Annotated in this window: 13 protein-coding genes; 6 read left to right on the forward strand and 7 right to left on the reverse strand. The window is 70.0% G+C overall.

Features of this window, described 5'->3' with window-relative positions:
* Positions 1-33: 33 nt before the first annotated feature.
* The 3 genes from ACIBJH_RS24870 to ACIBJH_RS24880 all read right to left on the reverse strand — a co-directional run bounded on the left by ACIBJH_RS24870 (position 34) and on the right by ACIBJH_RS24880 (position 3187).
* Positions 34-804, reverse strand: a complete 771-nt coding sequence (locus tag ACIBJH_RS24870; RefSeq protein WP_399119040.1) for an ArsR/SmtB family transcription factor — start codon at positions 802-804, stop codon at positions 34-36.
* A gap of 104 nt (positions 805-908) precedes the next feature.
* Complete coding sequence (locus ACIBJH_RS24875; protein WP_399119041.1) at positions 909-1637, reverse strand: phosphotransferase; 729 nt, start codon at positions 1635-1637, stop codon at positions 909-911.
* 101 nt (positions 1638-1738) lie between these two features.
* Positions 1739-3187 (reverse strand): APC family permease, encoded by a 1449-nt coding sequence (locus ACIBJH_RS24880; protein WP_399119042.1) that lies wholly within the window; start codon positions 3185-3187, stop codon positions 1739-1741.
* 141 nt (positions 3188-3328) lie between these two features.
* Between ACIBJH_RS24880 and ACIBJH_RS24885 the strand changes: the two genes are divergently transcribed.
* Positions 3329-4513, forward strand: a complete 1185-nt coding sequence (locus ACIBJH_RS24885; protein ID WP_399119043.1) for an ROK family protein — start codon at positions 3329-3331, stop codon at positions 4511-4513.
* 137 nt (positions 4514-4650) lie between these two features.
* Positions 4651-7371, forward strand: a complete 2721-nt coding sequence (locus ACIBJH_RS24890; protein ID WP_399119304.1) for a glycosyl hydrolase 2 galactose-binding domain-containing protein — start codon at positions 4651-4653, stop codon at positions 7369-7371.
* Positions 7372-7414: 43 nt separating this feature from the next.
* Here the strand turns inward: ACIBJH_RS24890 and ACIBJH_RS24895 are convergent, their stop codons facing one another.
* A complete protein-coding gene (locus ACIBJH_RS24895) occupies positions 7415-8842 on the reverse strand; it encodes a hydrolase (protein WP_399119044.1) in 1428 nt (475 codons plus the stop codon).
* 229 nt (positions 8843-9071) lie between these two features.
* Between ACIBJH_RS24895 and ACIBJH_RS24900 the strand changes: the two genes are divergently transcribed.
* Positions 9072-9335, forward strand: a complete 264-nt coding sequence (locus ACIBJH_RS24900) for a GlsB/YeaQ/YmgE family stress response membrane protein (protein WP_019069104.1) — start codon at positions 9072-9074, stop codon at positions 9333-9335.
* 101 nt (positions 9336-9436) lie between these two features.
* Positions 9437-10318: a GNAT family N-acetyltransferase gene (locus ACIBJH_RS24905; RefSeq protein ID WP_399119045.1), complete on the forward strand. Its 882-nt coding sequence runs from the start codon at positions 9437-9439 to the stop codon at positions 10316-10318.
* A gap of 4 nt (positions 10319-10322) precedes the next feature.
* On the opposite strand, the gene ACIBJH_RS24910 is transcribed toward ACIBJH_RS24905, so the two are convergent.
* Positions 10323-11099 carry a GNAT family N-acetyltransferase gene (locus ACIBJH_RS24910; RefSeq protein ID WP_399119047.1) on the reverse strand — a complete coding sequence of 259 codons (777 nt, stop codon included), beginning with the start codon at positions 11097-11099 and terminating at the stop codon, positions 10323-10325.
* Between the two features lie 82 nt (positions 11100-11181).
* Positions 11182-12084 (reverse strand): SDR family oxidoreductase, encoded by a 903-nt coding sequence (locus ACIBJH_RS24915; RefSeq protein WP_399119048.1) that lies wholly within the window; start codon positions 12082-12084, stop codon positions 11182-11184.
* 178 nt (positions 12085-12262) lie between these two features.
* On the opposite strand from ACIBJH_RS24915, the gene ACIBJH_RS24920 reads away from it, so the two are divergent.
* Positions 12263-13192 (forward strand): LysR family transcriptional regulator, encoded by a 930-nt coding sequence (locus tag ACIBJH_RS24920; RefSeq protein WP_399119049.1) that lies wholly within the window; start codon positions 12263-12265, stop codon positions 13190-13192.
* 25 nt (positions 13193-13217) lie between these two features.
* Entirely contained in the window at positions 13218-13736 is a 519-nt protein-coding gene (locus ACIBJH_RS24925; protein WP_399119050.1) for a GNAT family N-acetyltransferase, read from the forward strand.
* Positions 13737-13817: 81 nt separating this feature from the next.
* Here the strand turns inward: ACIBJH_RS24925 and ACIBJH_RS24930 are convergent, their stop codons facing one another.
* Positions 13818-14468, reverse strand: coding sequence for a chaplin (locus ACIBJH_RS24930; protein ID WP_399119051.1), 651 nt, complete (start codon positions 14466-14468; stop codon positions 13818-13820).
* Between the last annotated feature and the right edge of the window lie 261 nt (positions 14469-14729).

Raw genomic sequence — 14729 nt, forward strand, 5'->3', positions numbered from 1 at the left:
ACCTCGACGAGCCCCGGAGGAGCCACGCCCCCTTCAGTGGTCGCCCGGCACCAGCCACGGCGACTGCGGGAGGGGGCTGCCGGTTTCGAGGACCGACTTCAGGTTGGACAGCACGGCCGGCCAGCCGCCGGACACGTCGGACAGCTCGCCCTCGTCGGCGAGGTCCTCGTGGGTGACGGTGAGGCGCACGATGTCCTCGTGCCGCCGGATGTCGTAGGTGACGCGGGAGTACGTGTCCTCCTCGCCCTCGTTCTCCGGCGAGGTCCAGGTGGTCACCAGGCGGTTCGGACGGTCGCTCTCGACCACGGTCCCGACGACGTCGGCGATACCGGAACCGTCGATGCGCACATGTTCCCAACGCGAACCCTGCCGCCAGTCGGACACATTGCTGTGCCCCCAGTACGCGGCGGTCAGATCGGCGTCGGTGAGGGCGTCCCAGACCTTCTCGGGAGTGCTCGCGATGTAGGTGACGTAGACGAATGTCGGCTTGTCGGTCATGGCTTCCTCGGCTCGTCGCTTCAGGTCTCCGAGCGCGCGCAGGCGCGGGCGCTCGAACTTGTCGATCCAGCGCTGCTGTATCTCGTGCAGCGGGACCGGATTGAGGTAGTGCAGCTTCTCCCGCCCGCGCCGCACCGTGCTGACCAGGTTGGCGGCCTCCAGGACGGCCAGATGCTGGGTCACCGACTGACGGGTCATGTCGATGCGCCCGCACAGCTCCCCGAGCGTCTGCCCGTTGTGCTCGTGCAGCCGGTCCAGCAGCCGCCTGCGGGTCTCGTCGGCCAGCGCCTTGAAGACCGCGTCCATCCCTGGGTCATGTTCGGATCGCACACTCAACGTTATGCAGGCAATTACCTGCACGTCAAGGCGAACGGCTTCCGCTTCGTCCGACGCATGCGGTTCTACGGCGTTCAGCCCAGGAACGCGCCCAGCTCGCGGCGGTGCGCGGCCACCCAGTCGCGGGCGGCCCGGATCTCCTCCACGACACCGCTCGCCAGCAGTCCTGCCATGCCCCGCTCGCCCCGTTCAGCACCCGCCTCGATGCCTCGTCGGCACCGGTCCTGCCACCACAGGACGGTGTCGACGAGCCGGCCGCTGTCGTCGAGGCCGTACGCCTCGCAGATCAGCGCGATCCGGCGGGCGGTCTCGCGCACATCGGTGACGGCCGGGCCGAGGTCCAGGTACTGCCAGCAGAGGTGGGCGACATCGTGGACGCGCTCGCCGGGGGCGGCGAGATCCCAGTCGACGAAGGCCAGCGGGCGCCACGCGCTGTCGTACACGGTGTTCTTGGGGGCCAGGTCGTTGTGGCACACGACATCCTGGTCGCCTGCCTCCGGTGTGCCGTGCGTCAGGTCGTGGAAGTCGCGGACGAGGCGGGCGACGCGGACCAGGCTGTCGTCGGAGCGGGCGGCGGACCGTTCCTCGGGAACGACGGCCGCCCGCCCCTCGATGTACCGGAAAACCTCCCGCCCTCGCTCGTCCGTACCGAGGAGTCGCGGCGCCCCGGCCCACCCCCGCCGCTCGAACAGCGCGAGCAACTCGGTGACGTACGGCGACCGTTCGGAGGGAGTACGGCGTACGGTCTCCCCGACCCGTACGACCTCGTTGACCGCGCCTCCGCCGAGCACCGACTCCTCCACGCGACCCACCTTCCCCAATTCGTGCGACCGCACGAGTATCTCCGGGGGCGCTGCTTGCGTGGAGGTGCCGACCGCGACAGAGCGGGGCGGGGCAACAGCCGTCAGGTACCGGCCGGTTCAGGCACCGTCTCCGTGAGGTACTCCTCCGTGATCTCCTTCGGGCCGAACGGCCACACCTTCTCGAAGCGGGCCCAGATCACGAACGCGACGCAGCCCAGGGCGAGCCAGGCGAGGGACCATTCGATGGGGTGGCGGCCCGGGGAGTTCTTGTCGGCGTAGCCGTAGATCACGCACCAGCCGACGAAGGCGACGATGCTCGGCACCGGGTAGAGCCACATGCGGTAGGGGCGGCGCAGGGTCGGCTGGCGTTTGCGCAGGACCGTCAGGGCGATGATCTGGGCCAGTGCCTGGACGATGACCATGACGGTGGTGAGGAGTTGGATCAGGGTCGCGAGGTCGGTGTGGCGGCCGATGAGGAAGCCGATCGCCGTGATCACGCCCATGGTGGCCAGGCCGAGCATCGGGAAGCGGTGCTTGGGGTGGAGCTTGGCGTACGGGCGGAAGAAGACGCGTTCGCGGGCCGCGTCGTAGGGCACCCGGGAGCCGCCGAGAAGGCCGGTGAAGACCGAGGCGAAGGCGGTGATCAGGATCAGGACGGTGACCGTGTCGGCGGCTCCCTTGCCCCAGGTCTTCTCCAGGACCGCCGAGGCCACGGAGGTGGAGGCGATGTCGTCCGGGTTGATCATCCGGTGCCAGTCGATGACGCCCAGCGTGCCGATCTGGAGCAGCAGATAGATCGCCATGATGCCGACGATCGAGAAGAGGATGGAGCGCGGCAGCGTGCGGCCGGGGTCCTTGATCTCGGCGCCCATGTAGGCGGTGGTGTTGTAGCCGAGGTAGTCGTAGATGCCGATGGTGAGGCCGCCGGCGAAGCCGAGCCAGAAGTGGTCGCTGCCCAGGTCGAAGGCGTGCGCGGGGTAGGTGAAGGCGAGGTGGCCGCTGAAGTGGGTGGCGGCGGCCAGGATCACCAGGAACACCGAGGCGATCATCACCGTCCACATCACGGCGGTGATGCGGGCGATGTTCTCGATACCGCGCCAGAGGAGGAGGACCACCAGGGCGATCACGCCCAAGCCGATGAGGTCGCCCGACGTCTTGCCCAAGTCCGGTGCCAGATAGCCGAGATACTGCACGAAGCCGACCACGCCGGTGGACATGATCAGCGGGATGAAGAGCATCGCCGTCCACACGAACAGGAACGGCATCAGCCGGCCCGTGCGGTACTGGAAGGCCTGGCGGAGATAGACGTAGCTGCCGCCGGAGCCGGGCATCGCGGCGCCCATCTCGGCCCACACGAGCCCGTCGGCGAGGGCGAGGATCGCGCCCGCGACGAAGCCGATGACCGCCTGCGGGCCACCGAACGCGGCGACCATGAGCGGGATGGTCACGAACGGCCCGATGCCGCACATCTGGCTCATGTTGATGGCGGTGGCCTGGAAGAGGCCGACGCGGCGGACGAAGCCGCCTTCTGGGGGCGGACTACCGGACATGGGGGCTCCTGAGGGGGTGCGTGACGCGAGGGAAGCGGGGTGCGGCGTGCGGGCCGGTATCCGGTGGCTGACTGGGCGATAAAGTTAAGGAGCCTTACTAGACTCGTCAAGAGGGTGTCCCCGATGAGTGAGAATGGTGCGATGCCCGCCAGCGACGCCGTAGAGCAGCACGAACAGCCCTGGAGCCGGCAGCGGCTGCGGAGCGTCAACGAGCGGCTGCTGCTCGACCGGCTGCGCACCGCCGGTGCCGCCTCGCGCGCCCAACTCGCCCGCGACACCGGCCTGTCGAAGCCCACGGTCTCCAGCGCGCTCGCCGCGCTCGCGGAGGCGGGACTGGTCCACGAGGTCGGCACCCGGGCCCCCGAACGCGGCCGGACCGCCGTGCTCTACGCCCCCGATCCGGCCGCCGGCTACGCGCTCGGGATCGACGTCGGGCGCAGCTGGCTGCGGGTCGCGGTGGCCGATCTGGACGGCGAGGTGGTGGCCCGCGCGGACGTCCGCAACCGGGCCCGCAGCTCGGGCGCCATGGCCGAGCTGGTGGTCGCCACCGCGCACCAGGTCGTCGCCAATTCGGCGGTCGAACCAGCCGCGGTGGTGCACGCCGTGGTGGGCACGCCGGGTGTGTACGACGAGCAGCGGCGGCGCGTGCGGTACGCGATGCATCTGCCGGGCTGGGGCCGGGCCGGGCTGTTCGACCGGATGCGGGAAGACCTGGGCGTCCCGCTGGAGGTGCACAACGACGCCAATCTCGCGGCGCTCGGCGAGTACACGTACGGCGTCGGCGCGGGCAGCCGATTGTTCGCGTACATCATGATCGGCACCGGGCTGGGCATGGGCGTGGTCAGCGAGGGGCGGCTGTTCACGGGGGCGCACGGCGGGGCCGGGGAGATCGGGTTCCTGCCGTGGCCCGGGCAGCAGAAGCCGGAGACGCTGGAGGACGCCGTGTCCGGGGTGGCCGTCGTCGAGGCGGCCCGCATGTTCGGCATGAGCGGACAGCAGCTCACCGCGAAGGCGGTGTTCGACGCGGCCCGGCAGGGAAATCCCGCCGCGGTCAAGGCGGTTGAACTGGAGGGCGAGCGGATCGCGCACACGGTGGCCGCCGCCGCGGCCGTGCTCGATCCGGACCTGGTCGTCCTGGGCGGCGGGGTCGGGCACAGCGTGGATCTGCTGCTCCGTCCGGTGCGGGAGAACCTGCGCGCGCTGACCCCGCTGCGGCCGAAGATCGTGCCGAGCGCACTGGGCGAGGACGCGGTGCTGCTGGGCGCGGTGGCCACCGCCCTGGGCACGGCCCGGGACCTCGTCTTCGAGCGCCGTTCGGCGTCCTGAACACCTGCGCCCACCAGCACCGCCCGGCGTCCTGAACAACTCACCCACGGCCAACAGTCATTGACACACCCCATCCTCCGGCCTACCTTCTGTCGCAGTTAGTAAAGTTTCCTAACTTGACGAGGCTGGAGTCCCCCGTGTTCCACCGCCCCGCCGTCCACCCCCTCCTCAGGGGCCGTCTCACCACGGCCGCGATCGCCCTCGGTCTGCTGGGCACCCTCACCACCAGCGCCTGGGCGGGAGCCCGGGAGCCGTCCCCGCAGCGGCGCGCGCAGACCCCGGTGACCGCCGTACGCCCGACGGCCGGGGCCGCCACCCCGCTGTCCGGCTACGCGATCCAGTCGTCCGCCAAGGTCACCGACTCCCCCGCGGCCGTCTCCTCCCCCGGCTATCGCGCGACCGGCTGGTACCCGGCCGGCGCGCGCTCGACGGTCCTCGCGGCCCTGATCGCCGACGGCGTGTACGCCGACCCCTTCTACTCGACCAACCAGCAGAAGATCCCGAAGGCCGACTTCCAGGTCCCGTGGTGGTACCGCAGCGACTTCACGGTCGCCGACCGCACCAAGCGCACCTACCTCGACTTCAGCGGGGTGATCTCGGCGGCCGACGTCTACGTCAACGGCAAGCAGATCGCCAAGGCGGCCGACGTCAACGGCGCCTACACACACCACGAGTTGGACGTCACCTCGCTCGTCCGCTCCGGCACGAACACGGTGGCCTTCCGCATCCGGCCGAACGACCCGAACAAGAACCTCACCATGGGCTGGATCGACTGGCTCCAGCCACCGCCCGACCAGAACATGGGCATCGTCCGTGACGTCCTCGTCCGCCGCGGCGGCCCGGTCGCCCTGCGCGACGCACATGTGGTGACCAAGCTGGCCGTCCCGTCCCTCGCCACCGCCGACCTGACGGTCAAGGCGCAGGCGCGCAACGACACGAACGCGCCCGTCACCACGCAGGTCAGCGGCAGCATCGACAGCCGGACCTTCGCCACGACCGTCTCCCTCGCCGCACACCAGACGAAGACCGTCACCTTCGGCGTCCGTCTGAACTCCCCGAAGGTCTGGTGGCCGGCAGGCATGGGCGGCCAGCCGCTCTACGGCCTCGACCTCACCGCCTCCGTCAACGGCGCCCCCTCCGACACCGCGCACCAGACCTTCGGCATCCGCGACGTGCAGGCCCCGCTGAACTCGGACGGCGACCGCCAGTACCGCATCAACGGCCGCAAGTTGCTGATCAAGGGCGGCGGTTGGTCGCCCGACGAGTTCCTCCGTTGGGACCGGACCTACGTCGAGGACCGCCTGAAGTACGCCCTCGACCTCGGCCTGAACACCATCCGCCTGGAAGGGCACATCGAGCCGGACGAGTTCTTCGACCTGGCCGACCGCTACGGCATCCTGACCCTCCCCGGCTGGGAGTGCTGCGACAAGTGGGAGGGCCAGGTCAACGGGGACGAGACCGGCGAGAAATGGACCGCCGCCGACTATCCGGTCGCCAAGGCGTCGATGGCCGCCGAGGCCGCCCGGCTGCGCGACCACCCGAGCGTGATCTCCTTCCTCATCGGCAGCGACTTCGCCCCCGACGCGAGGATCGAGAAGACCTACCTCGACGCGCTGAAGGCGGCCGACTGGAAGACCCCGGTGGTCGCCGCCGCCTCCGACAACTCCTCGCCGGTCAGCGGCAGTTCGGGCATGAAGATGACCGGCCCCTACGACTGGATCCCGCCGAACTACTGGTACGCCAAACGCGAGGGCGGCGCCACCGGCTTCAACTCCGAGACCAGCGCGGGCCCCGACATCCCCACCCTCGACACCCTGCGCCGCATGATGACCCCGGCCGAACTCGCCACCCTCTGGAAAGACCCGACCGCCAAGCAGTACCACCGCTCCCCGTCCCCGGTCTTCAACACCCTCAAGCTCTACGACAACGCCCTCACCGGCCGCTACGGCCCGCCGACGAGCCTCACCGACTACGTCCGCAAGGCCCAGCTCGCCCAGTACGAGAACGTCCGCGCCCAGTTCGAGGCCTACGAGCGCAACGCCACCGACGCCTCGAAACCGGCGACCGGAGTCGTCCACTGGATGTTCAACAGCGGATGGACCTCGCTGCACTGGCAGTTGATGGACCGTTACCTCGACCAGGGCGGCGCCTACTTCGGCGTGAAGAAGGCGAACGAGCCGCTGCACATCCAGTACTCCTACGACAACCGCTCGGTCGTCGTGGTGAACAACCGGAACGCGCCCGCCTCGCAACTCACGGCGCGGGCAACGCTGTTCAACACCGACGGCACGCAGAAGTACGACAAGAAGGTGGCCGGGGTGACGGTCTCCTGCGGCGGCGCACACAGCACCGCGCTCACCCTGCCCTCCTCGGTGACCGGTCTGTCGACGACGTACCTGGTGCGGCTGACGCTGACCGACGCGACCGGCAAGGAGGTGAGCCGGAACGTCTACTGGCTGTCCGCCAAGCCCGACACGCTCGACTGGGCGCACACCGACTGGTACTACACGCCGACGACGAGCTACGCCGACCTCAAGGGGCTCAACTCGATGGCGCAGGTGCCGGTTTCGGCGACGGCGTCGACCGCAGCGGGCAAGGACGGCACCTCGACCACGACGGTCACGGTGCACAACTCCGGGAAGGGGAAGACTCCTTCGCTCCTCACCGACGTCCATCTCGTCGACTCGGCGGGCAAGCCGGTGCTGCCGGTGACGTGGTCCGACAACGAAGTGAGCCTGTGGCCCGGGGAGTCGAAGACGCTGACGGTGACCTACCGGACGTCCGAGCTGCACGGCTCGGCGCCCCGGGTGCGGGTCTCCGGCTGGAACACGCCGGAGCGGACCTTCCCAGCGGCGTGAACACCTGTGGGGCCCGGCCGCCGCCGGGCCCCACAGGTCGTCTTCAGCTGACGTTGAGCGCGGTGTCGTCGATGACGAACGACGTCTGGAGGGTGGACCCTTCGACGCCGCTGAACTTGATGGTGGCGGTGGTGCCGGCCAGGGAGGAGACGTCGAAGGACTTGAGGACGTATCCGGAGGCCGCGTTGAGGTTCGAGTACGTGGCCAGGGTGGTGGATCCGGCGGTGACGGTGAGCTTGTCGTACGCCGTGCTGGTGGTGGTCTCCGCGGTGTCGACGTGCAGATAGAAGCTGAGGGTGGCGGAGCAGCCGGACGGGATGGTCACCGACTGGGACAGTGTGTCGGTGTGGGCCGTTCCGTAACCGTCGAGCCAGGCCTTGTAGGAGCCGGTGCGGGCGGCCTCGCTGGTGGAGCTGGTGATGACGCCGCTGCTGGCGGTCCAGGTGGTGTTGCCGGACTCGAAGCCCGGGTTGCCGAGCAGCTGGGCGGCGGTGCAGGTGCCCCCGCCGCCGCCTCCGCCACCACCGGTGCTGCCGTCGCCGGCCAGCCACGCGGTCGCGTTGAGGGCGAGGGCGGCGTTGGTGGCGCCGGTGTCGTTCCAGCCGTCGTAGAGCGTGTTGCCGGACTGGCCGGTGCCGTCGTCGATGGGTGAGCTGTCGCCCCAGAAGGCGACGCGACCGCTGCCGAAGGTGCTGGTGGCGAAGAACGCGCCGGTGTTGCCGGAGTAACCGCTGCGGTACACAAGGCCCTTGACGTTCGCGTTGTCGGCGGGCTTCAGCGTGGCCGTGGTGCCGTCGGCGATCAGGCTCTTGGTGACCGTGCCGAAGGCGCCGTTGAGGACCGCGTTGCTGCTGTCGCTGATCGCGGCGGGGTAGCCGGAGCTGATGTCGAGGGTGTCGATGGAGAAGCCGAACGGGTCGGTCGAGTCGACGCTGTTGTTCGTCATCAGGTCGTTGAGGATCTCGACCGCGTCCTCGCCGTCGCTGTTGCGGTCGGCGCCGGTGTGGTCGGAGATCATGAAGAGGCCGCCACCGTTCTGGACGAACGTCATGATCGCGGTCTTCTCGGCCGTCGTGAACAGCGTGTTGGGCTCCGGCAGGACCAGCGTGTCGAAGTTCGACAGGTCGGTCGTCGACGAACCGCCGTACGTGAGCGCGCTGGTGGCGGTCTTCAGGCTGTAACTGCCGGTCTTCTGCAGGGCTACGCCCCACGACGACAGTGCCCCGGTCCAGTCCGTCTCCGAGGACGGGGAGGAGTCCTGGGCCAGCGGGTCGGGCTTGCTGGTGGAGATGATCCAGTCCGCGTTGCCCGCCTCCTCGGCGTGGCCGTCGTCGAACAGGATGCGGTGCGTGGTGGCCGCGTGCGCGGGCGTGGCCGTGGTGGTGACCTGGAGGGCCGCCCCCGTGACGAAAAGTCCCAGGCCGGCGAGGGCGGTGGTGAGTCTGCGGCGGGATCTTCTGGATCCAAGCATCCGGCGAACCTCCGTGAGGGGATGGGAAAGGTGCGGTGCGGGCGCCTGATCTGCGCGCGTAGAACGGTAGTCGGGGAGTTCTACACGCGTTGAACGATTGAAAGGTACATGGCATGAAGGGGTCGTGAACAGAAAGTCGCGGCAATAACAGCCGACAGAACTCCTCGGAGTGACTCGGCCCGCAGCGGGCACAAGGTGAGAGCGAGGACATCGACAAAGAGGGGCGGAGATGGAGATCTCGGGCATCATCAGTGCCATCATCATCGGCATCATCATTGGCGTGTTGGGACGGCTGGTCGTTCCGGGCCGCCAGCACATAGGCGTCGTCCTGACGATCGTGGTCGGCATCGTGGCCGCGCTCCTCGGCGCGGCGATCGCCTCGGGCCTGGGGGTCGCCGACACGAAGGGCATCGACTGGATCGAGTGGCTCATCCAGATCGGCCTGGCGGCCGTGGGCATCGCCGCACTGGACCGGACAAGGGTGCGCCGCTGAGCGGGGGACGGGAATTGCGTTGCGGGTGAGACCGGGCGGCGGCAAGCTACTGCGAGCCCGCCGCCCGGACCCCCGCTTCGCGTATCCCTCCCGGAGATCCCTTGTCATCACGCCTCATCCCGCTCGTCGATCCGGAGTCCGGACCGTCGAGCCGTCGTCTCGTCTGGCTCGCCCAGGACAGTGACGGCATACCCGTCGGGTCGGCTTCGCTGCGCCTGTTCCTCAAGGAGGGGCAGGCGCATCTCGGTGAACTGGAGCTCTCGGTGCACGCCGCCGAACGCCGACAGGGCATCGGCACCCGCCTGTTGGAGGCCGCGACGGCCGCCGCCCGCGCGGAGGGCCGTCGCTCGATCGTCGCCCAGGCCCAACAGGGTTCACCCGCCGACGAGTTCCTGCCGGCCCGCGGCTTCCGTCCGGTGCTGACCCTGACATACGCCCGGCTGTCGCTGGCCGACGCGGACCTCACAGCGATCGGCTCACGTGCCCAACGCCCGCACCCCGGCTACGAGTTGACGGAATGGGACGGCACGGTCCCGGCCGAACTCGCCCGTTCCTACGCCGAGTCGCGCAGCGCGATGGACGACATGCCGATGCAGGACACCGACTACGGCACCGTCGCATGGGATGTCGAACGACTGGTCGCGGCGGCAGAGGCGGTCGCGCGCCGAGGGGAGCTGCTGCACACCGTCGCCGCCGTGGACACGACCGACGGCCGGGTCGTCGGCTTCTCCGAACTGGTCGTACCGGGCGACGGGCGCGGCGACGCGCAGCACTACGGTACGGCCGTGCTGCCCGCCCATCGTGGCCGCGGTCTCGCCCGCTGGATGAAGGCCGCCTCGATCCACCGGGCACGCCAACTCCACCCGCTGCTGGCCGGGTTGCTCACGGACACGGCGGACGACAACGAGCCCATGCGAGCGGTGAACGACGCGCTCGGCTATGTGCCGACGCATCGGGCGGTGGAGTACCAGCTCGACCTGTAGGTGTCTACGGCTCGTACACGTACGGCGTGGTCGTGGTGAGCGGGGCGAGGCCGAGGCGTTCCAGGATGGGGCGGCTCTGGTCGGAGGCGTCGACCTGGACGTAGCGGTAGCCGCGGTCGGCCGCGATGCGGGCGCGGTGGGCGACCAGGGCGCGGTAGATGCCGCGGCCCCGCCGGCTCTCCACCGTGCCGCCGCCCCACAGGCCGGCGAACGGGGTGCCGGGGACCAGTTCCATCCGCGCCGCGCTCACCGGTTCGTCCCCGGCGAGGGCGACCACGGCGACCACCGTGTCCGGATCGGCGGCGAGCTGGGCGAGCAGGCTGGAGCGCAGCCGGGAGCTGTCCGTGCCGAAGGCCTTCTCGTGGACGTCCGCCACGAGGTCGACGGTCGCGCGGTCGGTGGCGGGCAACAGGCGGATGCCGTCCGGCAGTTCGGCGTCGAGTGCGAGTTCGGCGATCGCGCCGATCATCAGGGTCTCCCGCGGTTCGGGGGTGAAACCGGCCGCCGTCAGCCGCTGCCCGAGATCCGTCGGCAGATCGTGGCCGTAGAGCTTCCACTCGAAATCACGGCCGAGTCCGGTGAAGTACGCGATCTGTTCGGCGATCGCCGCGTCGGCGTCGGTCTCGTCCAGGTCCGTCCACAGGATGCCGTTCCAGCCGTCCGCGTCGGCGACCTGGCGGACCACTCCCCCGGTCCGCTCCACACGGGCACCCGGCCCGTCGGGTCGAGCGCCTTCGCGCAGGTCGCGGTCGTGAAGGGCGAGCACCTCGGCATGATCCATGCGTCCACTTCAACATCCGGGGGCGAGCCCGGCAACGGGATTATGCGCGTAGGGCGTGGTGCCGGTGCCGGGGCGCTCCTTCCTACTCCGCGTCGTCGAAGTAGTGGCCCGCTTCGAGGTCGGCCAGCAGACCCACCTCCACCGGCTGCCACCCCGTCTGCTTCTGTGTCAGCGCGCTCGACGCAGGGCAGTCGAACGAGGCGACGAGGCCCAGGAAACCGAAGTGCGCGACCGCTTCCTCGGGCGTCACGCTGCCCGTCGGGACGTCGAGACGGGCGGCGATGATCTCTGCTATCTCCCTGAGCGGCAGCCCCTCGTCGCCGACCGCGTGGTACTGCGCGCCCGCCGGGGCCGACTCCAGGGCCCATCGGTACAGCCGGGCCGCGTCGAGACGATGCACGGCGGGCCACCGGTTGGTGCCGTCGCCGACGTACGCCGACAGGCCCTTCTGGCGGGCGACGGCGATCAGCCCCGCGACGAATCCCTTGTCGCCCGTGCCGTGCACGGACCGGGGCAACCGGACGACCGACGACCGTACCCCGCGCTCCGCGAGGGCGACCGCCGCGATCTCGGACGGCTGCCGGACCGCCGCGAACGACTCCGGGTCGACCGCGTCCTCCTCCGTCGCCACCCGCCCCTGGTCGAGCCCGGGGGTGCCTGAGGTCACCACGAAGGGCTTGTCGGTGCCCGCGAGCGCGTCACCGATCGCCTCGATCGCGCGCAGGTCGGTGGCGCAGTTGGCGGCGAAGTCGGTGAAGTCGTGGATGAACGCCAGATGGCAGACCCCGTCCGCCGCCTCGGCGCCGCTGCGCAGGCTGTCGAGGTCGTCGAGCGAACCCCGGTGCACGGCGGCGCCCGCGGCCGTCAGCGCCTCGGCGGACGCGTCGGAGCGGGCCAGACCGGTGACCGTGTGCCCTGCGTCGAGCAGTTCACGGACCACGGCGGAGCCGATGAATCCGGTCGCGCCGGTGACGAATACTCGCATGCTGCGTTCCTTCGATGGGTGAGTGTCGAACTGGGTCGTGCTGTGCTTCCATCGTGGTCGGGGCATCCGTTCCGGGTCCAAAGCCTGTTTCGCATGAGGCAATGCGGATCAGGCATCACCACTGTTCAGCGGCCCTATCGGCCCAGATGTGCGGCGCATGTGGCAGTACGCTTGGGGCATGACGGACCTGCCTCCCGCGCCCGATCTCGAACTGCGTCTCGTGCGGTACTTCATCGCCGTCGCCGAGCAGCGTCACTTCGGTCGCGCAGCCGAGTCTCTGCACATCACCCAGCCGTCCCTGAGCCGTCAAGTCCGGCGCCTGGAGGAGCAGTTGGGGGCCCGACTGCTGGACCGCACCCCGCAGGGCACTCGGCTCACGGAGGCCGGGGAGGTCTTTCTGCCGCGCGCCAAGGGGCTGTTGCGCGCCACCGCCCAGGCCGCCGCCGAGACCCGCGCCGCTGCGGAACCCAGCCGACTCACCGTCGGGTACATGGCGAACCTGTTCGTGACCCCGGCGGTGCGCGAGGTACGGCGCCGGCATCCGGACGCCGATGTGCACGTCGTGCATCTGGCCTACGACGATGTACGCGCCGCCCTGTTGGAGCGGCGAGTGGACGCGGTGGTGGCCCGACTGCCGTTCTCCACCGATGAGTTGGAGGTCACGATCCTCTACGGCGAGCCGCGCGTCCTGCTCGTGCCGCTCGATCACCGGCTGGCCGGCAAGGAGTCCGTGACCGTGGACGACATCGCCGACGAGCCCGTTCCGCAGCTCCCCGGCGCGGACCCGGCGTGGGCCGCCTTCTGGCGTATCGATCCCCGGCCCGACGGCCGGCCCGCGCCCGGTGGTCCGGTGATCCGGGCCCTGGCGGACAAGTTCGAGTTCGTCGCCGACGGACGGGCCGTGGCCATCGCGGCCGGCATCCGCCCCGGGCAGACGCTCCGCCCCGACATCGTCGCGATACCTCTGCACGGCGTCGAGCCGAGTCATGTCGCCCTCGCGACCCGGGCAGGCGAGCACAACCGACTGCTCTCCGCGTTCCGGAAGGCGGCCCACGCACTCCTCAGGGCTCCGGCCGATGCGGACGAACACCCGGACGGCGCCCACTAGTTGAGGCCCTCTACGCTTGTCCCGCATGACCTTGGACAACATCGCACTGCGACCGGTGGACGAAGCCGGCCTGACCGTCATGGAGCGCTTCCTCGGCGACCCGGAGGCCGCGTCGGAGTTCCAGTGGTACGGCTGGAGCGACGTCCGGCGCTGGCGACGGCAGTGGTCCGAGGATCGTCTGCTCGGCGGTGACCGGTCGTATCTGATGGTGCTCCGGGCCGAGGAGCCCGTGGGGTTCGTCGCCTGGCGGAAGGTCGCCCCGACGCCGACCTGCCACTACTGGAACATGGGCATCACCCTGCTGCCCGAGGCACGCGGACAGGGTGTCGGGACCGAGGCGCAACGGCAGTTGGTGCGCTATCTGTTCGCGCACACCCTGGTGATGCGCGTCGAGGCGGACACGGAGTCGGAGAACATCGCCGAGCAACGCGCCCTGGAGAAGGCCGGGTTCACCCGGGAGGGCGTCCTGCGCAGCGTCGCGTACCGGGACGGGCGGTGGCGGGACGGGGTGCGGTACAGCATCCTGCGCGGCGAACTCCCCTGATCCATCAAGCCGGTTCGAACGGCGGAGGCCCCACCGGTCGCCTGCCCGGTGGGGCCTTCCGTCCTGGCGCGGGTGCCCGGGTCAGCGGCCCGCGCCGGGGCGGAAGCGCCGGTACAGCGCGGCGCCGCCCAGGACGAGCGCCGCGCCGGCGGCGGCGGCCGGGACCAGGTCGTCCGTGCCCGTGTGGGCCAGTGAGGCCGCGGCGGCGGGCGGGGCGGGGTACCCCCGCACCTCCGTAACGGGCGCCGGATGCGGCTTCGGCGGCGCGGGAGTCGGTGCCGACGGTTCGGGCGTCGGCCGCGCCGGGTGGTGGGGGTGGTCGCCGGAAGTGTTCTCCGACCGGTTGCCCACGACGGGATTGCCGACACCCACGACATTCACGGAATTGCCGGTGACATTCACCGGGAGATGGATCGGGAGCTGCACTCCGTTTCCGGTCAGCACACCGGGCGAGTCCTTTACGCCGCCGTGCGCCGAGGCGCCTCCGCGTGGCCCGGCGGGGTTCTTCGCGCCGCCGCCCTCATTGACGCAACTGTTGCCCGCGGCGGGATTGAGCAGCCCCACCACGTTCACGGTGTTCCCGCACACGTTCACCGGTACGTGCACCGGGAGCTGGATCGTGTTGCCGGAGACCACCCCCGGCGAACCGGCCGCCGAGCCGTCCGCGGCGGAGTCGGCGAACGCCGGCAGCGCGGCGGCCATCGCACCGGACGCGGCGGCGACGGCGATCATCCCGTTTCGGGTAACCCGTTTCATAGGTTCCCTGCCTTCCAGACTTGGTCGCGGGCGGTCACCCGCACCGAATAAAACGTGGGCGCACCATCCGAGTTATGGCTTATCGGCCTTTCACTCCATCGAGCGTCACGGTTATCGAACTACTCGTAACAACGCCGCTCCAACACCCCCGGCCAATCGGAAAACCATTAGTCGGAAAACCCCTTATGCCTATTGAAGGGGCGCAGAATACGGCACCGATCGCCGCTCCGCCCGCCA

Source organism: Streptomyces sp. NPDC050548, assembly GCF_044457385.1.
Taxonomy (GTDB): Bacteria; Actinomycetota; Actinomycetes; order Streptomycetales; family Streptomycetaceae; genus Streptomyces.